The organism is Streptomyces sp. NPDC058576 (genome assembly GCF_042718715.1).
Classification (GTDB): domain Bacteria; phylum Actinomycetota; class Actinomycetes; order Streptomycetales; family Streptomycetaceae; genus Streptomyces.
In genome coordinates this window covers 202,784-224,474 of sequence record NZ_JBHXPF010000007.1, presented here as the reverse complement: position 1 = coordinate 224,474, position 21,691 = coordinate 202,784, and the positions used below count along the sequence as shown (strand labels likewise).

Genomic DNA, 21,691 nt, shown 5'->3' with positions numbered 1-21,691 from the left:
CTCTTGTCGCGGTTCTTCCGGCGGGTGGTGGAGCTCTGGTCGGAGGTGGTGCGGCGTCAGCGGCGGATGCCCGTGGCGAACGGGAGCGTGTTCACGAAGGCCCGGTGGTGTTCGCGGTCGCACCACTCCAGCTTGAGGTACGACTTGCCGGCCGAGGCGCGGATCGTGCGCTTGTCGCGGGCGAGGGCCTCGGGTGAACGGGACGACACCGTGATGTACCCCACCAGGTTGACTCCGGCCGCACCGCTGGCGAGATCTTCACCCCGCTGGTCGAGCCGGCCGTGGGCGGCGATGTCGCGGGGGTCGACGGTGCGGTTCATCTTGGCCTGACGGCTGGCCTCGGCGTCGTCGTTGGTCTTCTCCGTCAGCATGCGTTCGATGGCGACCTCGGTGGGTTCGAGGTCCATGCAGACGGCGACGGTGCGGATGACGTCGGGGGTGTGGACGAGGAGCGGGGCGAGGAAGTTGACGCCGACCGGGGTCATCGGCCATTCCTTCACCCAGGCCGTGGCGTGGCACCAGGGGGCGCGGGTGGTGGACTCGCGGGTCTTGGCCTGGAGGAACGTGGGCTCGACCGCGTCCAGTTCGGCGGGCCAGGCGTTGCGCTTGGTCATGGCCTGGATGTGGTCGATGGGGTGATCGGGGTCGTACATGGAGTGCACGAGGGAGGCTACGCGGCTCTGGCCGAGCGGCTGGCGGACCCGGATGTCGGCCTCGGCGAGGCGGGCGCAGATGTCGGTGAGCTCGCGGGCCATGACGACGGCGAGGCCGGCGTCGCGGTCGAGCTTGCGGCCGCCGTGGGGGCGGGCGGCTCGGGCCATGGCGTTGGCCTCGGCGGCCAGTTCACGGCTGTAGTGCATGCAGGCGACGAGGTAGGCGCGGTGCTGCTCGCTGGAGGTGGAGACCATGGACTGGAGTTGGTCGTAGGAGTCCTGGAGCCAGCCGGGGGACGCCTTGTCGCCGCGCTGGGCGACGTCCTTGGCGTGGGCGTCGGGGTCGGCGGGGAGGGTGCGGGCGAGCATCTGGAGGCGGGTGACGAAGCCGTCGCCGTTGGCCACGTGCTTGAGGAGGGTGCCGAAGCGGTCGACGAGGGCTTCCTGGTCCTCGCTGTCGCGGAGGCCGACGCCGGGGCCCTCGATCTCGATGGCGGCGGTGACGGTGCGCCGGTCGGCGTGGAGGAGTACGGCGATCTCGTCGGGGCCGAACGGGGCGGCGAGCCAGCTGATCCGGCCGATGCCCGGGGGCGGGCCGATCTCGACCTCGCGGCCGTCGGCGCTGACGCCCGCTTCCATGGCGCTGGAGCGGTAGGCGGTGCCGCGGCGCACGGAGCGCTTGAAGCTGCGGTTGATCTCGAACCACTTGTAGAAGGTCCGGCCCTTGTACGGGACGTACACGACGGCGAGGGCCAGCATCGGGAAGCCCACGAGGCAGACGATGCGGAGGGAGAGGACGGGGACGAGGAGTCCGCTCATCATGCCGAGGAACGCGCCGACGATGATCAGGGCGATCTCGCCGGTCTCGCGGTTCTTGCCGACGATCGCGTTCGGCCGGGCGCGGCCGATGAGATACGTGCGGCGGGGCGTCATCGTGTGGGACTGGGTCGTCAACGCCCTCCACCTCCTGTGCTCGAGTTACCTGTGGTGCCGAAGCCGCCTCCGCCTCGGGAAGAGCGGCTGCTGTGGGGGGTCCCGGAGGTGGGTGATGACCCGCTGCGGGGCGAGGGTGCGGCGGAGGGGACAGATCCGCCGCCGACCCCGCCGCCGCCTCCGCCGGAGGTGCGGGAGCTGTGGGCGGCGACGCCGCCGCTGGCCGGGTTGGCGGGGCGGGCGCCTCCGCCGCTGTTCTGGTCGTTCCGGCCGCTGTGGGTCTTGATGCCCTGGGAGACGAGGGCGGCAGGGGAGCTGATCAGGGCGGCGGCCTGGGAGCCGTCGGTGGCCTGCTTGCGGTTGGTGCGGGCGCCCTGGATCTCGTCGCCGAAGCCGGGGACGAAGCGGTAGATCATGGCGGAGGCGAAGATGGCGAGCAGGATGATGGAGAGGCCGGAGACGACGGCGGAGAAGGCGTCGGGGCCGTCGCCCGCGGAGAGTGCTCCGGCGAGGCCGAGGACGATGACGATGACCGGCTTGACCATGATCACCGCGATCATGATGCCGGCCCAGCGGCGGACGTGGCCCCACATGTTCTTGTCGACGAGGCCGGCGTAGACGACGATCCCGAGGAGCGCGCCGACGTAGAGCAGGGCGGCGCGGATGACGAGTTCCAGCCACAGGATGCCGGCGGCGAGGATCGAGACGAGCGAGACGACGATCAGCATGATCGGTCCGCCGCCGATGTCCTCGCCCTTCTTGAGGGCTTCGGCGAACGAGCCGAAGAAGACGTCGGTCTGGCCGCCGGTGGCGGAGGAGATGACCTCGGTGACGCCGTCGGTGGCGGAGACGATCGTGTAAAGGATCAGCGGGGTGAAGGCCGAGGCGAGGACGGTGAGCCAGAGGAAGCCGACGGCCTCGGAGATCGCGGTGGTGAGGGGCACGCCGCGGATGGCGCGCTTGGCCACGGCGAGGAGCCAGAGGACGAGGGTGAGGATGGTGGAGGCCGCGAAGATGACGGCGTACTGCTGAAGGAACTTGGGGTTCGTGAAGTCGACGTTGGCCGTGGACTCGACGGCCTCGCTGAGCTTGCCGACGATCCAGGAGGCGGCGTCGGCGCAGCCTCGGGCGAGGGAGGAGAGGGGGTCGGTGGCGTCGATGGAGGGGACGTCCTGGGTGCGGGCTCCGGCCCCTTCGCCGCCTTCGCAGTAGTCCTTGGCGGGGCCGACAATCAGGTCGCATCTATCCTGGTCGGACGGCGTTGGTGTTGGAGTGGGAGCAGCAGCGACACGACCTGCCATGACGGTCATGACCGTCTGGGCTCCCGTGAGCGAGACAGCCACTGTGGCTGCCTGCCGCGGCTTAGCGAGCATAGGTGAACCCCCCGAACTCCTTTACTGCCTCCGCCATTTCGTCAGCGCTTGAAGCAGTGCGATCCATGTTCACAGGAGCAGGACCGTCTTTCTGGGTGAAGCTTTCGACCTTCCAGTCGCCTTCGACCCAGCGAAGTTTCAGCGACATAGTGAACCAGTCATTACTCACGGGATTGGTAGAGCTGACACCGGCCGTGCCGAATACGCCAGTGCACCAGACCTCGACCGTGGCGGTTGACGCTGCGTATCCGGTTACTTTGGTTCCGACGGGAGCTGTTCTCGAAATGTAGGTCAGTCCGTCAGGAGCGTTGCCATTTTCGTCCAAGCCGACTCTGTCGAGAAATTCCTTGTCATACGCCTGATCAAACTTCTCTTCGAGCTCGATGGCCTTACCTGCAGTAAAGATGCGGTTTACGATCTCTGCTCGTCGCTCAGGCTTGAGGATTTCTGCGGATACCAGCGCCACCGCATAGTTCGCCGCCGCGCTCTGCGCCCCCTGTTCATCCTGGGCGAAGCCGGAGGCGATGGTGCCGTTCTTGCCCTCGACGGGCTTGGTGCCCGTAGCAGCGGTGGGGGCGCTTCCTGCGGTTCCGGGGCTTTTGGCGCCCGGGGAGGCGCTGTCGTCGCTGCCACCGCCGCGGTTGGCGAAGGCGATGGCAGCGACGAGGAGGACCACGATGCCGGTGATCGTCACGAGAGAGCGGGAGTTGCGGACGGGGCGGCGCGCGTGGGGGTGGCCCGGGTCGCCGTCGGGGAGACGGGTACGGGTCTGACGCGTGCCGCCGAGGGTGCTGTAAGGATCGTCCGGGCGGTTCCCCTGGTCCTTGCCGCGGTAGTCGTGCTCGTCACCGGGACTCATGCCGCGTTCGCCCCCTCGGTCGTGTGCGGATCCGCGCAGGATGACGGTAGCTCTGCTGGGTGCCGCTTGAGCGCGGTGTGGTGACTCGACATCAGGGAAACGCAACCTCAGCCGGTGGGCGCGACGGGCGGATGGAGGGGAACGGGCTGGGACGGCCCGGTGGGAGCTGGCCGACGGTGGGTCAGACGGCCATGCCGTACACGATGGTGAACAGGGTTCCCAGGGAGCCGATGATGAAGACCCCTGTCAGTCCCGCCACGATCAGGCCCTTGCCCTGCTCCGCGCTGAAGGTGTCGCGCAGCGCCGTCGCTCCGATGCGCTGCTTCGCCGCGCCCCAGATCGCGATGCCGAGGCAGAGCAGAATCGCGATGGCCATCACCACCTCGATCATGATGCGCGCCTCGTTGCCCAGCGTCCCGAACGGCCCCCAGTCCGGAGCGATTCCGCCGATGATGGTGGTGATGTCGCCCTTCTCTGCTGCCAGGATCATGTAAGTCACCGCCCCTGTTGGGTAGTTCGCTGCCCGTGCCGTCCGGCATGGGTCGCCTTCTATCTTCGCTGATGAAACCGCGCTCGCACGACGCCTTCGCGGGTCTCTTTACCCGGATCTCGCACGTTTGACCGGGGCGGCCGCCCTGACCTGCGACTCGTCCAGGCTCTTCGCGCACATGCCTGGTTACTCTGTGTATCACGGGCTGTGACCAGGAGCAACGACGGTGGCCATGGGTTCTGATGCGGTTGCAGCGTTCGCGGAGGCACGGCGTGTTCGTATGCGCCGTTCGAGAGCCGTCGGTGCGCCGGTCGGCATCCTGCTCTTCTTCGGCCGACGAGTCAGCGATCGGTGCGACGCCGGGCCGGCCGGGTGCGGCGGTAGTAGGAGACGGTGACGGCCCCGAGCAACGGTCCCCAGAGGACGAGCGGCTGGTAGATGACACCGACCAGGAGGCGGCCGGCAGGCGTCATATCTGCGTGGGGGTACGTCCACCACAACGGCATCGCGGCCCAGAGCGCCGTCAGCGCGACGGCCCCGGCGGCGGCCGGCACGACGGCGGCCAAGGGGCGGACGGGGCGTCCGCCGATGACGGGTACCCAGCGGGGCACCGTTTCGCCCCACGGCCGCACCAGGCCGAGGGCCAGCAGGGCGAGCAGCTCGGAGGCGACGCTCAGCGTCAGCATCCAGAGCTTGGCGCCCGGGGTGTCGAACGGTACGAAGCCCGCCTCGGTGTATCCGGACGGGAACCCGCACACCATCGCCAGCCGCCACAGCCCGGTCGGCAGCACGATCAGCGCGATCAACTGCGCGGCGCGGACCGCCCACCGGGGCGGAGGCGGGGCCGGGAACGGGGTTGTGGGAGGCATGGGAGGGGATGCGGGGGTGGAGCCGGTGTGCTGTTCCGTCCGGGTTCGCATGCGTTCCATCGTGGTTCCGCTGCCATGGCGGGACGTCAGCTTCTGTTCCCGACTGTGCTGTTCCGCGGTACGAGGTCGAGGGCGGGGCCTCCGCCGTACGGCGGAGAGGGCCTCGACCCTGAGCTCGGTGCGAGCGATCAGCGCCCTGCGACCGGTGCCAGTGCCGGTGTCGGTTTCGGTCTGTGTGTGTTCGCGCCTGTGGTCGTGCGCGCTTCCCCCTTCGTTCGGGTGAACCGCGCGGCTCCACGGGAACGGGGCCTCTGCTTCGTCCGGCCGGGAACCACGGGACCCGGGTGCCTGCGGAGCCGGGGCCCGGGGTGTTGACCTACGGCATGTCGCGCACCGCGGATTTGGCACAGTGCCGCTCCACGATCAGGAGAACGGGGTGAGCGGTGTGGGTGGAGTGACCGTGGTCGGGCAGCCGAACGACGGCTGGGAGCGGCTGGGGGCGCCGGCAGGCCCGGCGGGCGGGGCCGGGGGCGGGGATCTCCTGCACAGGGGTGGCCCGTGGCTGCGGGCCGCCGGTGGAGCCGATCAGCTGGTCACGCTGCTCGGGCCGGTGAAGGGCGAACTGCAGGCGGCGCATCAGGGCTTGATCGCCGGGGCCGGAGCGCTGTCCGCGCTGGCCGAACTGCGTACCGTGCAGGCCTCGTGGGAGCGCCGGATCGAGGAGGCGCGCGGCGAGTGCGGGAGCCTCGCCGGGAAATTTCGGGCGGTCGTCCGAGGCCAGGCGCAGACCAACGAGGCGGTGAAGAGCGGCTTCGACGGGGTGAAGTCGCGGAGCGTGGGCGGGGCGCGGTGAGCGGCGGCGCGGGTTCCGCCCTGACCTGGGCGGCGTTACGTGAGGTGAAGTGCGCCGAGCTGGAGGAGGCCGCGGACGGCTGGGGCCGGGTGAGCAACCGTGCCGACGCGGCCCGGGACCGCATCGAGGGCCAGTTCCTGCCCGGGCTGAGCGATACGCAGAAGGGGGAGGCGGTGGGCGCGGCCCTGGGGCGGCTGCGCCGGCTGGGGACGAACTTCCAGTACATCTACACCGAGTGCGGGCTGCTGCGGACCACGCTGAACAGCCTGGCCCATGAGATCAAGACCCAGCAGCGGGTGCTGGAGGGGGCGCTGGACGATGCCGCGGCACTGAAGTTCACGGTGCACGCGGATGGATCGGTGACGTATCCGGCGGCGGGTGAGGGCCTGGTAGACGGAAAGCCGCTGGCGGGCGGGACGACGTCCGGGGTCCCGAATCCGGGCATGGTCACTCCTTCGGGACTCGTCGCGCCCAACCCGAACGCGGGCAAGGCCCAGGACATCGCGGACCGGGTGGCGCAGGCCGTACGGACGGCGGCCGACGCGGACTGGCGGTACACCAGGATCCTGAGGTCGCTGAAGGCACATGAGGGCCTCGGTGTTCCTGCGGCGACGTGGACGGACGCAGCGGCCGATGCGGCGGCGGTGCGGGATGCGGCGCGCGGCTACCTGAAGAACGCGATCCCGCACGATGCGAGTCCGGCCGAGCGGAAGGCGTGGTGGGCCGGCCTGACGGACGAGCAGCGCGAGGAATACCTCGCGGTGTACCCGGATCAGATCGGGAACCTGGACGGGATCCCGGCCTTGGTACGGGACGCGGCGAACCGGGACAACCTGCAGCTGTTGATGGGGAAGCTGGAGGGCCGGGACGACGACGACTCGACGACCAAGCTTGCGGCGCTGCGGGAGATCGACCGGCAACTGCGGGTGGTGCCGAAGGCGGGGGAGCCGCCCATGTACCTGCTCGGGATCGGGGATCAGGGGAACGGTCGGGCGATCGTCTCGTACGGGAATCCGGATACGGCGCGGAATGTGGCGGCTTATGTTCCGGGGCTCAATACGTCGCTGGATGAGGAGTTTGCGAAGGGGGATATGAAGCGGGCGCGTGACACGGCCTTAGCGGCGAGAGAGATTGATGAATCCACTGCGTCGATTGTCTGGCTGGGGTATGACGCGCCTCAGAGTCCGGACGGGCTGAGCAGTTTGGCTGTCGCCGGCACCGACAGAGCGGAAACCGGCGGTCGAGCGTTCCACGGGTTCATGTCCGGGCTGGCTGTATCGAACGATCACGGTGACCCGCACATGACGGCTATCGGACACTCATATGGTTCGAGAACGGTCGGAGCCGCCACGCAGCAAGGCGATGGGATTCCTGGGGTCGATGACATCGTCCTGGTTGGCAGCCCAGGCCTTGGCGTGGATCGTGCGGAGGATCTGAAGGTCGGGAGGGAGCACGTGTTCGTTGGTGCTGCAGAAAACGATGTTGTGACTCACCTGCCATCCAAGGAAAACGCGTTGCTCGGGGCGGCGGGGAGCGGGTTCGGACCGGCGGGGGCACTGGTAGTAGATGTGGTTGATCCGGGAGGAGAGGGGTTGTGGTTCGGGGAAGACCCAGCAAGTGAAGAGTTTGGTGCGCGGCGCTTTGCAGTGGATCCGGGACCGCCGGTGGTCGGTCTTGGTGGTGTTTCCATCGATGCGCACTCGCAGTATTTCGATCCGGAGTTGGACTCTGCATCGGCTGACAGCATCGCGATGGTCGTCGCAGGATCTGGTCATAGGGTTAAGCAGGAGAGTGCGCGTTGAGGCGTCTAATTCGTCCTGTGGTGGCCGTCGTATGTATCACCCTGGCAGCAGTTGGGTGTGTAGCAAATAGAGGTTCAGGCATGGATATGCAAGACGCTGCAGAAAGATCGGATGAGATTCTTGATTCCGTGCTCCTGGAGATTCGGCCGGAGTTGCGATGGACGCATGGGCCTACGACCGTAGGTAGTTGCGATGTGTCACGCCGGCGCGTCGTCATGACGGATATTTCCGCCGCGAGGAGGGGGAATCTTTTGGGGGTGGTGGATCGATTCTGGCGCAAGAGCGGATATCGCATGACGGTCATCAATAACGATACAGAATTTCCGGCCATCTATGCCCGAACGAGAGACGGGTTCGGTGTGAGACTACGCATCGGAGGCAAAGGGCAAGCCTTCTTTCAGGTAGACACGCCATGTGTTCGTGAGTCCAAAGTGGCCGACTCCACCAGTCAGGCGACAGCGCCCCTGTATGAGGGAGTGGAGCTCATCCCCCGCCCCAACATCCACTCCGACTTCTGGTCGGCAGGTGCTCATGGGACGGAGATGGGAGGGCTGTGATGGGATCAAGTTGGCTCAACTGGGCTCAAAAACAGATGCTTTGAGCCCTGCATTGGGTCCTGGGGCCCATGCCGTGTCCCCTGCTCGTGTGGTCGCATACGCGGACTGACTGACCTGTCGCGCGTTCCGCCCACTCACGAGGTAGGGGACTGCTTTTGTCCGGCATACGAAGAAGCGCGGTCCCTGTTGGCCTTGATGTAAGCGCTGCCGCAGAGAGTTCGGGTTCGGGCGGGAAGTTGATGCCGCGGCCTCTGCAGGCGGGGCTGATTCTTCTTCACGTTCTCTTTGTGGCCACCCTGGTGGGCGCGATCCAGGCCCTGTCGACGGCGTCCACCGTGGGCGCGGTCGACGGGTACCTGCTCGGGTTGTTGCTCTACGCGTCGTTACCCGGCGTCGGCGCCTTCGTGCTGTCGCTGTACGTCCGTCATGGCGGCGTCCGCGTCTGGTACGGGCTCCTCGCCATTCAGGCGTGGATAGCCATCGGAGCCCTCGCGGAGTTGAGTAGCGGCGGGGTCCAGGGCGTTGCGCGGTTGGTGCTACCGGTGGCCGCCATCGTGCTGCTGTGCCGTCCGGCGAGCCGTCGGTGGTTCCGGAGCGGCCTGGAGCAACGGGACGAGCAGCGTCTGTTCAGCTTTGGCCGGATGATGAAGTTCCGCCGCGACGGCGGGCAGACCGCGCTGGAGTACCTGGGCCTCGTCCTGGTGGTCGTCGCTCTCGTCGGCGGGCTGATGGCCACCGGAACCGGTAGGCAGCTCACTGCGGAGATCCGGGGCGCGATCTGCGAACTGACCGGCAGTTCGTGCCCGGCGCCGGGGCATGACGTCGTGGCCGGTCGTGGGAGCACCGACGGCAGCGGTGATGGTCACGACGACGCCCCGGGCGCTGGCGCTGACGTAGGCGGCGGAGAGGGCGACGAGTCCAGCCTCACTGGCAGCACTGGCAGCACTGGCAGCACTGGCAGCACTGGCAGCACTGGCAGCACGGGCGGCACCGGCAGCACCGGAACCAGCGGTGAGGTCGACGAGACCGGTGGCGCCGGAGGGGCCGCGACCCCCGGAACCCCCGGAACCACCGGCAGCCCCGGAACCCCCGGCAACGCCCCCGGAACCCCCGACCCCGCCGACTCCCAAGGCGGCGCCCCCTTCCCCCCGAGCGATCCCATCCTTTCGGTTGACGCGGGTAGACCCGCCGGGCCCAACGGCGGCGGGTTTCTCGGCGGGTTCATCGGGGACGGGCTGGGGGGCGACCTCCGCGGGGTCGTCGGGGTCGCGGGCGCGGTCATGCGGCCGGGGGAGAGCGGGCGGCGCATCGTCGACCGTTGGGGGCGGGATACCCGGGGCGCGGGTGAGAAATGGGCGCGGGGCGACTACATCGGCGCGGCCTGGGACTGGAACAAGGCCGTCGGCGGCGCCGGCGCCGGGCTGGCGATACCCGGGTCCGGGGCGCGGGTCGACGCCGAGGTGCGGGACGCCGAGCGCGCGCACCTGAGCGAGCGGATCCCGCGGAACGCCACGCCCGCCCAGCGCAAGGCCTGGTGGGACGGGCTCTCGCCGGAGGAGCGGGAGCGGTACATCGAGCTGGTCCCGGAAGGGGTCGGCAACCTCGACGGCATTCCGGTCCGCGCGCGCGACGCCGCCAACCGCCGCAACCTTCCGGCGCTGATCGACAAGCTGGAGGGGGTCGACACCGACAAGGCCCGTGACCAGCTGGCCGGGTTGCGGGAGATCGAGCGGCAGATGGCGGAGGACGGGAAGCCGCCCATGTATCTCATCGGGATCGGGGACGAGGGGAACGGGCGGGCCATCGTCTCCTTCGGCGATCCCGATGCCTCGCGGCATGTGTCGGCCTACGTACCGGGGCTCAACACCTCCCTCGACGAGGAGTTCGCCAAGAACGACCTCGGGCGGGCCCGGGACACCGCGATCGGGGCGCAGGGGTACGACGAGTCCTCGGCGTCCATCGTCTGGCTCGGGTACGACGCGCCGCAGCTGCCGGACAGGGACGGGGCGGCGGGCTACTTCGCCGTCATGGGGACGGTGCGGGCCGAGAAGGGCGGGGCGGCCTACCGCGACTTCATGGACGGGATCTCCGTGACCAACCAGAACAAGGACCCCCATCTGACGGCCATCGGGCACTCCTACGGGTCCCGGACCGTGGGCGCCGCGGCCGCCCGGCCCGGGGGGATCCCCGGGGTCGACGACATCGTCCTGGTCGGCAGTCCGGGCGTCGGCGTCGACCACGCCGTGGACCTCGGCGTCGGCGCGGAGCACGTCTTCGTGGGGGCAGCCGCCAACGACCCGGTGACCAAGCTGCCCTCCAGGACCCAGGTCGTGGTGGGCGGCATCGGGCTGACCCTCGGGGGGCCGGGCGGGGCGTATGCCGCCGGGGATCTCGCCGATCCGGGTGACGACGACCTGTGGTTCGGGAAGGATCCGGCGAGCAAGGCGTTCGGGGCCCGGCGCTTCCCGGTGGCCGACGGGCCGCCGCTCGTCGGCGGGAGCGGCATCAGCCTGGACGCGCATGCGAACTACTTCAGCCCGGAACGCGACGCCGTGTCCGCGGACAGCATCGCCCTGATCGTGTCGGGCAACGCCGACCGGCTCAAGATGGAGGAACCGAAGTGACGCGAGTGCAGCGGGCCCGGCCCCCCGTCGCGGTGGTCCTGTTCCTGGCCCTGGTCCTGGCTCTGGGGGGTTCGCTGGCCGGGTGCGGGAGTGGCGGGACCAGCGTGCGTGACGACGGCGTGAGCACCGGGGAGGGGAGCGGGAAGGAGAGGGCAATGGATATGCAGGAGGCCGCCGAGCGGTCCGACGCCATGCTCGACGCCGTCCTGGCGGGCATCGACCCCGATGTGCAGTGGGCGCACGGCCCCACCACCACCCGGGCCTGCGGTGTGACCCGCCGTCGGACCGTCATGACCGTCGTCTCCGACGGGCGTCGGCAGACGTTCCTGGACCGTGCGGAGACGTTCTGGCGGAACAACGACTACCGGATCAAGGCGGTCAACAAGGACGAGATGTTCCCGGCGGTCTACGCGGTCACCAGGAGCGGATTCGGTGTCAGCGTCTCCTTCCGGGGGAAGGGGCAGGCCTTCCTGGAGGCCGACAGTCCGTGCGTGGAGGAGTCGAAGGTCGCCGCCCCGACCGCCGAACCGAACGGGCCCGCGTACGAGGACGTGTATCCGCTGCCCCGGCCCAACGTCCTTTCCGACTTCTGGTCGGCAGAGAGCGGCTGACTGGGCCTCAGCTCTGGTGCTGGTGAGCCGCCGGCGCCCCCGTGTGCTTCGGGTGCGCCGGTGATGTGCCGCGGATGACTCGTACACACCGTCGAAAACACCTCTGAAGCGCGTCCCGATGGGGGATGGTTGAGGGGTGCGGAAATTCTGGGTGTTCGGTGGCATCGGCGTCGGCATGGTCATGTGCTTCCTGGCGCTGCTCGTCGTCGGTACGTACTCCGCCGCCGCCGGGCTCGCCGGGTCGGGGGGCGGCGGTGCCGTCGCGCTGGCCAAGGGGGCGGTTCCGGCGCGGTTCCAGCCGCTCGTGCAGAAGTGGGGCAACCTCTGTCCCGCCATCAACCCGGCCTTGCTGGCCGCGCAGTTGTACCAGGAAAGCGGCTGGAACCCGAGCGCGCAAAGTCATGCCGCCGCACAGGGCATCGCCCAGTTCATCCCCGGGACCTGGGCCACGCACGGGATCGACGGCAACGGCGACGGCAAGCGGGACGTGTGGGACCCCGCCGACGCGATCCCCTCCGCCGCCTCGTACGACTGCGAGCTCGCCGGGTACGTGAAGAAGGTGCCGGGCGACCCCACGAGCAACATGCTCGCCGCGTACAACGCCGGCGCCTACGCGGTGATCAAGTACGGCGGCGTGCCTCCTTATAAAGAGACGCAGAACTACGTCAAGATCATTCGTTCGCTGGAGAAGAGCTTCGCCCGGCCCGTCGGGCGGGTCGCCCCCTCCCGGCAGGCCGCCGCGGCCATCTACTTCGCACAGAAGAAGCTCGGCACGCCGTATCTGTGGGGCGGCAACGGCACGCCCGAGCAGCAGGGGCGGTTCGACTGTTCCGGGCTGACCCAGGCCGCGTACCGGACGGTGGGCATCGAGCTGCCCCGCGTCGCCAATGACCAGTACAACGCGGGGCCGCATCCCTCGCGGGACGAGCTGCTCCCAGGGGATCTGGTGTTCTTCTCCGACGACCTGACCAACTCGCGCGCGATCCGGCACGTCGGGCTGTACGTCGGGGGCGGCTATATGATCAATGCGCCGTTCACCGGTGCGGTCATCCGGTTCGACAAGATCGATACGCCGGACTACTTCGGTGCGACCCGGGTGACCAAGGATGGCGCCGCCGCCCTGCCGACCGATCTGCCCACGGGGTGACGGAAGTCTCGCGCGGGCCGGCCGAGCGGCGAAGGGTGCTGACGGGCAGTCGGCCGTGGCCGGAACTCTCCGTGAAGCCTGGGCCCTGAGCTGCGACGACGAGTCACTCTTCGATAACGTCATGGTGATCATTCGGTGGAGAGCGGAACGCACGCGACGGCCGGGCCGTTCCCTGGACGGGGGACGGGAACGGCATGCGCACTGACCATGCGTCGCGGTGATAGCAGTGCTGCACTCCGGTGCGGCCCTGATGCAGTACAGCGATGCGGTGCAGTGCGGTAACGGATCGCACCGGACACGGGGGTTCGACCAGGGCGGCACGCAAGGACGCGCGTCGCAGCAGAGAAGCAGACAAGGCAAGGGGCCGCAGCAGATGGCTGGACTCGAACTCGACGGGTCGAACCCGGACGTCAGTCTGCTCTACGACATCAACGGCCTCGCGAAGGCCGCTCCGACCTGGTTCGACCGGGTCATGGAGTTCGTCGGCGAGTACGGGATCATGTTCGGCCTCGTCCTGGTGGGCCTGTGGTGCTGGTGGAGCATGCGGGGGCGCGGGACGGCCGAGGACTCGGTGACCTCTGCCGCCGCCATCGTCTGGGCGCCGCTCGCCGCGGCCATCGCGATCCTCATCAACGTCCCGATCCGCGGCTTCGTCGAACGGCCACGTCCGTTCAACGACCACGATGGCCTTGAGGTCCTCATCCACGGCAAGACGGACTTCTCGTTCGTCAGCGACCACTCCACCCTGGCGATGGGCATCGCCGTCGGCATCTTCGTGGCGAACCGGAAGTTCGGCTTCGTCGCGATCGGCCTCGCGCTCTTCGCGGGTTTCAGCCGGATCTACATGGGCGTCCACTACCCGACCGACGTGATCGGCGGCTTCGCCCTCGGTACGGCCGTCACCCTGCTGCTGGCTCCGCTCGCCATGGCGCTGCTGACCCCGCTGATGGCGGCGGTCGCCCGATCGCCGCGCGTCGGCTGGTTCGTCCGGTCGAAGAGCGCGGCCGTCGCGTACGCGGACGAGCACGGTGAGGCGGTCGGTATCCCCGAGCCGCGGCCCGGGGCCGGACGGGGCGACCCGGGGGAGAAGGATCTGGCCGCCTGACGGCCCTCGACTCCTCTTCCCACCTTCCCCTTTCCTCTCCCGATCCCTCTTCTTCTTCCGTTCCCCTCCGGTCCCCCAGGTGCTCGTGGCGCCTGGGGGTTCGTGCTGTACGGGCTCGGGTGCGGTCGGCCGTGCGGTCGGCCGTGCGGTCGGCCGTGCAGCGGATCAGGGAGTGGCGAGGTGTTCCGCGGCGTCGGTACGGGCCCGGTCCCGGGACCTGCGCGCCGGTCCGGCCCAGCCGCAGGTGCAGCGGGCCAGGCAGAACGAGCCGCGTTCGATCGTCGTCGCGCTGTGCCCGGCTGCCGGTGGACCGGGAGGGTGCGCCTGCGACGCCGGTTCCGAGAGGGCGGGAGGGGGGCCCGGGGCGGTGCCGGACGGGGGCGGCGCCACGGCGGGTGCCGCCGAGGGGGCTGGGGAGGTCCGGACGGGGGTGCGCGGGGCGGCGGTGGTGCGGGCCGGGGCGGGGGGATCCTCTTGCACCCGACCACGGTACTGGCCGCAGCCGGCGAACGGAGTGCCGAGCCCGGGGCCCCGGCCCGCGGGAGGACGCCCGCTGCCCGCTGAGCAGGCCCGCGCCCGCGGAACGGGCCCGCTGTTCGCGGAACGGGCCCGCTGTCCGCGAAACGGGCCCCCGCCCGCGGAACGAGCCCGCTGTCCGCTGAGCAGGTCCCCGCCGGTGGAACGAGCCCGCTGTCCGCCGAACGGCCCGTGCTTCCGGGGGCCGGACGCGCCGGGGCGGCGTGACGGGGGGCGGCGGCGGTCGTTATGCGGGGCGGGTGAGGGCTCGGCCGGGCGGTAGTCGTTGGGGGTTGGCAGGCGATGGTGGTGCAGCAGTACAGAGACGGAGGCGGGGCCCTTGCTGCCCGCGCCCTCGCCGTGGCCGGAGTGATCGCTGTCACCGCCGGGTGCTTCGGCGGGGACGAGGGAAGCGGCGCGGGCGACGGCTCCGGGCAGCGCTCCGTGTCCGCCGACCGGCCACTCGATCTGCTCGGTCGGGCGGCCGACGTCCTCGTCCGGGCGGGCGGTGCGGAGACCCGTACGTCGATGGAGACGGCGGCCGGCGGGACCCGGGTGACGATCCGGGGGCAGGGCGCGTATGACTTCCGCAAGCAGTTGGGGCGGCTCAAGGTGGTGCTGCCCCAGGACGCCGCGGGCAAGGACGCGGCGGGTGCGGACGACCACCGGCCGATCACCGAGCTGCTGGCTCCCGGCGCGCTGTACATGAAGAACCGCGGTGCCGGGGTGCCCGACGACAAGTGGGTCAGGATCGACACGACCACGCTCAAGGACGGCAATCTCGTCACCGGTGGGGTCACCGACCCGATGGCGGCCGCCGAACTGCTGCGCGGCGCGGCCGATGTGACGTACGCGGGGAAGTCCGAGCTGGCCGGCGTGACGGTGCATCACTACCGGGGCATCGCGGACCTGGGCCGGGCCGCCCGGGCCGCCTCGCCGCAGTCGCGCGGGGCGCTGAGTGCGGCGGCGAAAGGGTTCAGCAAGGACGCCGTCCCGTTCGACGCGTACCTCGACGAGGACGGCCGGCTGCGGAAGGTCCGGCACCGTTTCACCTTCTCCTCCGACTCCCGGGGCCCGGAGGTTTCGGTGGTCTCGACGCTGCTGCTGTACGGGTTCGGGCTCCCGGTCACGGTGACGCTGCCGGACGAGGACGCCATTTACACCGGTGAGATCCGGCAGGGCTGAGGGTGACGGGCGGCGGGGGCGGACTCACCGGCCGGGCATGCCGGGGAGGCAGGGCCGAGCCGGGACCGGCGGGGTCGGGACAGGCAAAGCCGGGACCCGCAAAGCCGGGCCGACCCGGGATCGGCCGGGGTGGGCCGGGATGGCAGGGCCGGGACCGGCCGGGGAAGCAGGGCCGAGCCGGGACCGGCGGGGCCCGGACCGGCAGGCCGGTCCTGGCCGGCCAGGACCGGCGGGGCCAGGAAAGGCAGAGCCGCGCAGAGCCGGGCCGAGCCGGGATTGGCCGGGAAGGCCGGCCAGGACAGGCAGGACAGGACAGGCCAGGACCGGCAGGCCAGGACCGGCGGGCCCCGGACACGCAGGCCGGGACTGGCCGGATCGGGTCGGTGTCGGCAGGTCGGGTCGGGGCAGGCGGGACCGGCCGGGTCGGGCCGGGGGGTGGGGCCGGTTGGGAGGGGGCTGAAAATGGTCCGTCCGTGCCATGCGCGGTGCGTGTCGCGCTCCCTAGGCTGGGAAGCCGGTGTGCCAGTGGCCGGTGACGGCCCGGGAATCGGCAGAGAGAGGTGACGCAGGTGGTGACGATCAGCGCTCCGAACGCTCAGGACTGTGTGGCCCTCGCCGAGATCGAGCTGTGCGGCGAGCTGATGATCGCCGCGTCGGCGGCGGGCGAGGAACGCCTCAGTCCCGACCGTATCGACGAAGTGCTCGACGTCCGGGGCGCGGAATCCTGGGCGACGGTCCCCCGGCAGGCCGTTCGCCGGGGGTGATGTCCGCGACATCCGCGACCGGTGGGCGCGCCGGGCGGGGGCCGCGCCTCAGGTGCGGAGCAGGCGGGCGATGGCCTTCGTGGCCTCCTCGACCTTCGCGTCGATCTCCTCGCCGCCCTTGACGGCCGCGTCGGCGACGCAGTGGCGCAGGTGCTCCTCCAGCAGCTGGAGGGCGAAGGACTGGAGCGCCTTCGTGGACGCCGAGACCTGGGTGAGTATGTCGATGCAGTAGACGTCCTCGTCGACCATGCGCTGGAGGCCGCGGATCTGGCCCTCGATCCGGCGCAGCCGTTTGAGGTGCTCGTCCTTCTGGTGGTGGTAGCCGTGGATGCCGCGGTCGTGGTCGGTGACGATGTCCACAGGGGCGACCGCCCCCGCCTCCGCGTCCGGGTCCGTCACGCCCGCCGATTCCGCTCCTGTGGTCCCGGTCGTGGTCATCCGCGTCCTCCCGTTGCCCTCGTGTGTCCTGCGGTTTTCCCGCTGACCTCTGGCCGTCTTATACCCCTGCCGGGTATATCGTAACGAATCCTGCCGAAACGTGACCGGGGGTCCGTGTTGATCGCCTTGTTCGATGGGCGACACTGAAGAACGCCGGTTAGCCGTGGCCGGATGATGCGCCTAGCATCAGCCTGACCGAATCCAAAGCATCCCGAGGACCCCACGTGCGCTTTCGTCTGACCCCCAGGGAGACGAGCTTCTACGACATGTTCTCCGCATCCGCGGACAACATTGTCACGGGCTCGAAACTCCTGATGGAACTGCTCGGGGCGGATTCTGCCTCCCGAGTCGAGATCGCGGAGCGTATGCGGGCAGCGGAGCACGCGGGGGACGACGCCACCCACGCGATCTTCCACCAGCTGAACTCCTCCTTCATCACGCCGTTCGACCGCGAGGACATCTACAAGCTGGCGTCCTCGCTCGACGACATCATGGACTTCATGGAGGAGGCCGTCGACCTGGTCGTCCTCTACCAGGTCCAGGAGCTCCCGAAGGGCGTCGAGCAGCAGATCGAGGTGCTGGCCCGGGCGGCGGAACTGACCGCCGAGGCCATGCCGGGGCTGCGGACCATGGACAACCTCACCGAGTACTGGATCGAGGTCAACCGCCTGGAGAACCAGGCCGACCAGATCCACCGCAAGCTGCTGGCCCAGCTCTTCAACGGCAAGTACGACGCCATGGAGGTGCTGAAGCTCAAGCAGATCGTGGACGTGCTGGAAGAGGCGGCTGACGCGTTCGAGCACGTCGCCAACACCGTGGAGACCATCGCGGTCAAGGAGTCCTGAACCTCGTGGACACCTTTGCGCTGATCGTGACCATCGGTGTCGCGCTCGGCTTCACGTATACGAACGGCTTCCACGACTCCGCGAACGCCATCGCCACCTCGGTCTCCACCCGGGCGCTGACCCCGCGTGCGGCTCTGGCGATGGCGGCGGTGATGAACCTCGCCGGCGCCTTCCTGGGCCAGGGGGTCGCCAAGACCGTCAGCGAGGGCCTGATCGCCACGCCCGTCGGGCAGAAGGGGATGGGGATCCTGTTCGCGGCGCTGGTCGGCGCGATCATCTGGAACCTGATCACCTGGTACTTCGGCCTGCCCTCCTCGTCCTCGCACGCGCTGTTCGGCGGCATGGTCGGGGCGGCGCTGGCCGGCGGGACGGACGTCATCTGGTCCGGCGTGCTGGAGAAGGTCGTCATCCCGATGTTCATCTCCCCGTTCGTCGGTCTGATCGCCGGCTATCTGGTGATGGTCGGCATCATGTGGATATTCAGGAACGCCAACCCGCACAAGGCCAAGCGCGGCTTCCGGATAGCGCAGACGGTCTCCGCCGCGGGGATGGCGCTCGGCCACGGCCTCCAGGACGCGCAGAAGACGATGGGCATCGTGGTGATGGCCCTGGTCATCGCCGATGTCGAGGGCCCCAACGACGAGATCCCGGTCTGGGTCAAGATCGCCTGTGCGGTGATGCTCTCGCTGGGTACGTACGCGGGCGGCTGGCGCATCATGCGGACCCTCGGCCGCAAGATCATCGAGCTGGACCCGCCGCAGGGCTTCGCGGCCGAGACGACCGGTGCCTCGATCATGTTCGGTTCGGCGTTCCTGTTCCACGCCCCGATCTCCACGACGCACGTCATCACCTCCGCGATCATGGGCGTCGGCGCCACGAAGCGGGTGAACGCCGTGCGCTGGGGCGTCGCGAAGAACATCATCCTCGGCTGGTTCATCACCATGCCGGCCGCGGCGCTGGTCGCGGCGCTCAGCTACGGCGCCGTGCTGCTGCTCTTCGGCTGAGCCGCCCCCGTACCTCACCTGCCACATGGGTCCGCCCCCGCTCTCCGTACCAGGGAGAGCGGGGGCGGACCCTTTCCGCCTTGCGGTGGCACCGCCATGCAGCACCACAAGGCCGTATCGGGGGAGGCTGCGGCGTACGGCTCAGCCGAAGCGGCCGGAGATGTAGTCCTCGGTGGCCTGGACCGACGGGTTGGAGAAGATCCGCTCCGTCTCGTCTATCTCGATGAGCCGGCCGGGCTTGCCGACGGCCGCGAGGTTGAAGAACGCGGTGCGGTCCGAGACGCGGGCCGCCTGCTGCATGTTGTGCGTCACGATGACGATCGTGAAGCGCTCCTTCAGCTCGCCGATCAGGTCCTCGATGGCGAGGGTCGAGATCGGGTCCAGCGCCGAGCACGGCTCGTCCATCAGCAGGACCTGCGGCTCGACCGCGATGGCGCGGGCGATGCACAGGCGCTGCTGCTGGCCGCCGGAGAGGCCGGAGCCGGGCTTGTTGAGGCGGTCCTTGACCTCGTTCCAGAGGTTCGCGCCGCGCAGGGACTTCTCGACGACGTCGTTCAGCTCGTTCTTGCGGTAGCTGCCGTTCAGCCGCAGGCCCGCCGCCACGTTGTCGAAGATCGACATGGTGGGGAAGGGGTTCGGGCGCTGGAAGACCATGCCGACCGTGCGGCGCACGGTGACCGGGTCGACGTTGGAGGCGTAGAGGTTCTCGTCGTCCAGCAGCACCTTGCCCTCGACGCGGCCGCCGGGGGTGACCTCGTGCATCCGGTTCAGGGTGCGCAGGAAGGTGGACTTGCCGCAGCCGGACGGGCCGATGAAGGCCGTCACGGAGCGGGGCTCCACGGTCATCGAGATGTCCTCGATGGCCTTGTGGTTGCCGTAGAAGGCGCTGAGGCCGCTGATGTCGATGCGCTTGGCCATGGAGATCACTGCTTCTTTCGGGAGGTCGCTGATGGCCGCGTCAGCGACCGGTCTTCGGGGCCTTCCAGCGGGCTATGCCGCGGGCCACGAGGTTGAGGATCATGACGAAGGCGATCAGCACCAGGGCCGCTGCCCAGGCGCGGTCGTACGAGGCGGCCTCGCCGATCTTGTACTGCTCGTAGATGTAGAACGGCAGCGAGGACTGGGCGCCTTCGAAGGGGTTCGTGTTGATCAGCTGGCTGCCGAAGACCAGCAGGATGATCGGGGCCGTCTCACCGGCGATACGGGCGATGGCGAGCATGACGCCCGTGGTGATGCCGCCGATCGCGGTCGGCAGGACCACCTTCAGGATGGTGCGCCACTTCGGGATGCCGAGCGCGAGGGAGGCCTCGCGCAGCTCGTTGGGGACGAGCTTGAGCATCTCCTCGGTGGAGCGGACCACGACGGGGATCATCAGGATCGTCAGGGCGAGCGCGCCCATCAGGCCGGAGGGCTCCAGGTTGGCGATCAGCATGATCGACAGGATGAAGAGACCGGCCACGATGGACGGGATGCCCGTCATCACGTCGACGAAGAAGGTGACGGCCCTGGCCAGCGAGCCCTTGCCGTACTCGACGAGGTAGACGGCGGTCAGCAGGCCGAGCGGGGCGGAGATCACCGTGGCGATGCCGACCTGCTCCAGGGTGCCGATCAGCGCGTGGTAGACGCCGCCGCTGGCCTCGGAGCCGAGCACACCGGCCATCGAGTGGGTGAGGAAGTAGCCGTCGAGGCGCTCCGCGCCGCGGACGATCGTCGTCCAGAGCAGGGAGGCCAGCGGGACGACGGCGATCAGGAAGCAGACCCACATCACGCTGGTGGCGAGGCGGTCCTTGGCCTGGCGCTGGTTCTCCACGACCGTCGTGGCGACGTAGGAGATGGCCAGGAAGAACAGGGCCGAGATCATGCCCCACTGGATGCGGCTCTCCCAGCCGGCGGCCAGCGAGAGGCCGACGCCGAGCGCGACCGAGACGACGGCGAAGCCGAGCGGTGCGAGGCGGGGCAGGGAGCGGCTGCCGAGGCTGCTCTTCGGGGACGGCGATGCGGGCGTCGGGCGTTCCATGACGCCGGTGGGTGCGTGGCTCATGCGTTGGCCCCCGAGTACTCCTTGCGGCGGGCGATGATGAGCCGGGCCGCGCCGTTGACCAGCAGGGTGAGGACGAAGAGGACGAGGCCGGAGGCGATCAGGGCGTCCCGCCCGAACGCGTCGGCCTCGCCGAACTTGGCCGCGATGTTCTGGGCGAACGTGCCGCCGCCCGGGTTGAGCACGTGCAGCGAGATGAGGAAGCTCGGGGAGAGGACCGTGGCGACGGCCATCGTCTCGCCGAGCGCGCGGCCGAGGCCCAGCATCGAGGCGGAGATGATGCCGGAGCGGCCGAAGGGCAGCACCGAGAGGCGGATGACCTCCCAGCGGGTGGCGCCGAGGGCGAGCGCGGCCTCTTCGTTCATCTTCGGGACCTGGAGGAAGACCTCGCGGCTGACGCTGGTCACGATCGGCAGGATCATGATCGCGAGCAGGATGCCGACGGTGAAGAGCGAGCGGGCGACGCCGACCTCGGTCTTCTCGAAGATGTACGTCCAGCCGAAGAACTGGTCGAGCCAGAGGTTCAGGCCCTCCAGATACGGCACCAGGACGAGCGCGCCCCAGATGCCGTAGACGATGCTCGGTACGGCGGCCAGCAGGTCGACCACGTACGCGATCGGGGCGGCCAGCTTGCGCGGCGCGTAGTGCGAGATGAACAGGGCGATGCCGACAGCGATCGGAACCGCGATGACCATCGCGATGATCGAGCTGACGACGGTGCCGAAGAGCAGGACCGCGATCCCGAAGACCGGCGGGTCGCCGGCCGGGTTCCAGTCGAAGGTGGTGAGGAAGTTGCCCTCGTCCTTCGAGATGGCGAGCACCGAGCGGTAGGTGAGGAACACGGCGATCGACGCCATGATCACGAGCAGCAGGATGCCCGAGCCGCGGGAGAGGCCCAGGAAGATCTTGTCGCCCATGCGCCCGGTGGACCGGGGGCTGGGCCGCGGGACCGGCGGCGCCGGTGGCGTGTCTATCGGTGTAGTGGAAGCCATGGTCTTTCCGGTCTGTGTGGGGGAGCGGGAGGC

General features: G+C 69.4%; 21 protein-coding genes. 11 read left to right on the top strand and 10 right to left on the bottom strand.

What is annotated here, in order from left to right; translation table 11 throughout:
- Positions 1–56 precede the first annotated feature (56 nt).
- The 5 genes from ACFWRV_RS08810 to ACFWRV_RS08790 form a co-directional block, all read right to left on the bottom strand.
- Entirely contained in the window at positions 57–1,607 is a 1,551-nt protein-coding gene (locus ACFWRV_RS08810) for an SCO6880 family protein (protein ID WP_384330323.1), read from the bottom strand.
- Positions 1,604–2,896, bottom strand: coding sequence for a hypothetical protein (locus ACFWRV_RS08805; RefSeq protein ID WP_384330320.1), 1,293 nt, complete (start codon positions 2,894–2,896; stop codon positions 1,604–1,606). The genes ACFWRV_RS08810 and ACFWRV_RS08805 overlap by 4 nt, the downstream gene beginning before the upstream one ends.
- Positions 2,897–2,948: 52 nt before the next feature.
- On the bottom strand, positions 2,949–3,818 hold the full coding sequence (locus tag ACFWRV_RS08800) for a hypothetical protein (RefSeq protein ID WP_384330317.1): 870 nt from the start codon (positions 3,816–3,818) through the stop codon (positions 2,949–2,951).
- A 181-nt stretch (positions 3,819–3,999) separates the two neighbouring features.
- Positions 4,000–4,308 carry a hypothetical protein gene (locus tag ACFWRV_RS08795; RefSeq protein WP_003968086.1) on the bottom strand — a complete coding sequence of 103 codons (309 nt, stop codon included), beginning with the start codon at positions 4,306–4,308 and terminating at the stop codon, positions 4,000–4,002.
- Between the two features lie 341 nt (positions 4,309–4,649).
- Positions 4,650–5,177, bottom strand: a complete 528-nt coding sequence (locus ACFWRV_RS08790) for a hypothetical protein (RefSeq protein ID WP_384330314.1) — start codon at positions 5,175–5,177, stop codon at positions 4,650–4,652.
- 436 nt (positions 5,178–5,613) lie between these two features.
- Here ACFWRV_RS08790 and ACFWRV_RS08785 point away from each other — a divergent pair, with 436 nt between their 5' ends.
- From ACFWRV_RS08785 to ACFWRV_RS08755, 7 genes are all read left to right on the top strand, one after another.
- Positions 5,614–6,030 (top strand): hypothetical protein, encoded by a 417-nt coding sequence (locus tag ACFWRV_RS08785; protein WP_384330311.1) that lies wholly within the window; start codon positions 5,614–5,616, stop codon positions 6,028–6,030.
- Positions 6,027–7,832, top strand: coding sequence for an alpha/beta hydrolase (locus ACFWRV_RS08780; protein WP_384330308.1), 1,806 nt, complete (start codon positions 6,027–6,029; stop codon positions 7,830–7,832). The genes ACFWRV_RS08785 and ACFWRV_RS08780 overlap by 4 nt, the downstream gene beginning before the upstream one ends.
- An 80-nt stretch (positions 7,833–7,912) precedes the next feature.
- Entirely contained in the window at positions 7,913–8,389 is a 477-nt protein-coding gene (locus ACFWRV_RS08775) for a hypothetical protein (protein WP_384330305.1), read from the top strand.
- A gap of 239 nt (positions 8,390–8,628) precedes the next feature.
- Entirely contained in the window at positions 8,629–11,013 is a 2,385-nt protein-coding gene (locus ACFWRV_RS08770) for an alpha/beta hydrolase (protein ID WP_384330302.1), read from the top strand.
- Entirely contained in the window at positions 11,010–11,624 is a 615-nt protein-coding gene (locus ACFWRV_RS08765; protein WP_384330299.1) for a hypothetical protein, read from the top strand. Before ACFWRV_RS08770 ends, ACFWRV_RS08765 begins: the two co-directional genes overlap by 4 nt.
- Positions 11,625–11,775: 151 nt before the next feature.
- Complete coding sequence (locus ACFWRV_RS08760; RefSeq protein WP_384330364.1) at positions 11,776–12,771, top strand: NlpC/P60 family protein; 996 nt, start codon at positions 11,776–11,778, stop codon at positions 12,769–12,771.
- A 373-nt stretch (positions 12,772–13,144) separates the two neighbouring features.
- Positions 13,145–13,876, top strand: coding sequence for a phosphatase PAP2 family protein (locus tag ACFWRV_RS08755; protein ID WP_384330296.1), 732 nt, complete (start codon positions 13,145–13,147; stop codon positions 13,874–13,876).
- A 165-nt stretch (positions 13,877–14,041) separates the two neighbouring features.
- Here the strand turns inward: ACFWRV_RS08755 and ACFWRV_RS08750 are convergent, their stop codons facing one another.
- On the bottom strand, positions 14,042–14,266 hold the full coding sequence (locus ACFWRV_RS08750; RefSeq protein WP_384330361.1) for a hypothetical protein: 225 nt from the start codon (positions 14,264–14,266) through the stop codon (positions 14,042–14,044).
- A 429-nt stretch (positions 14,267–14,695) separates the two neighbouring features.
- Here ACFWRV_RS08750 and ACFWRV_RS08745 point away from each other — a divergent pair, with 429 nt between their 5' ends.
- Together ACFWRV_RS08745 and ACFWRV_RS08740 are read left to right on the top strand one after the other, a co-directional pair.
- Positions 14,696–15,577 carry a hypothetical protein gene (locus ACFWRV_RS08745; RefSeq protein ID WP_384330293.1) on the top strand — a complete coding sequence of 294 codons (882 nt, stop codon included), beginning with the start codon at positions 14,696–14,698 and terminating at the stop codon, positions 15,575–15,577.
- Positions 15,578–16,137: 560 nt separating this feature from the next.
- On the top strand, positions 16,138–16,341 hold the full coding sequence (locus ACFWRV_RS08740; protein WP_384330290.1) for a hypothetical protein: 204 nt from the start codon (positions 16,138–16,140) through the stop codon (positions 16,339–16,341).
- 48 nt (positions 16,342–16,389) lie between these two features.
- On the opposite strand, the gene ACFWRV_RS08735 is transcribed toward ACFWRV_RS08740, so the two are convergent.
- Entirely contained in the window at positions 16,390–16,779 is a 390-nt protein-coding gene (locus ACFWRV_RS08735) for a metal-sensitive transcriptional regulator (protein WP_384330288.1), read from the bottom strand.
- Positions 16,780–17,003: 224 nt separating this feature from the next.
- On the opposite strand from ACFWRV_RS08735, the gene ACFWRV_RS08730 reads away from it, so the two are divergent.
- Entirely contained in the window at positions 17,004–17,624 is a 621-nt protein-coding gene (locus ACFWRV_RS08730; protein WP_007449359.1) for a DUF47 domain-containing protein, read from the top strand.
- A gap of 5 nt (positions 17,625–17,629) precedes the next feature.
- Positions 17,630–18,628, top strand: a complete 999-nt coding sequence (locus ACFWRV_RS08725) for an anion permease (protein ID WP_384330284.1) — start codon at positions 17,630–17,632, stop codon at positions 18,626–18,628.
- A gap of 141 nt (positions 18,629–18,769) precedes the next feature.
- Here the strand turns inward: ACFWRV_RS08725 and pstB are convergent, their stop codons facing one another.
- From pstB to pstC, 3 genes are read right to left on the bottom strand one after another with little or no spacing between them, the layout of a single operon-like run.
- Positions 18,770–19,546, bottom strand: a complete 777-nt coding sequence (gene pstB / locus ACFWRV_RS08720) for a phosphate ABC transporter ATP-binding protein PstB (protein ID WP_384330281.1) — start codon at positions 19,544–19,546, stop codon at positions 18,770–18,772.
- Between the two features lie 40 nt (positions 19,547–19,586).
- Positions 19,587–20,669: a phosphate ABC transporter permease PstA gene (gene pstA, locus ACFWRV_RS08715; protein WP_384330277.1), complete on the bottom strand. Its 1,083-nt coding sequence runs from the start codon at positions 20,667–20,669 to the stop codon at positions 19,587–19,589.
- Positions 20,666–21,658: a phosphate ABC transporter permease subunit PstC gene (gene pstC, locus ACFWRV_RS08710; protein WP_097967555.1), complete on the bottom strand. Its 993-nt coding sequence runs from the start codon at positions 21,656–21,658 to the stop codon at positions 20,666–20,668. The genes pstA and pstC overlap by 4 nt, the downstream gene beginning before the upstream one ends.
- Between the last annotated feature and the right edge of the window lie 33 nt (positions 21,659–21,691).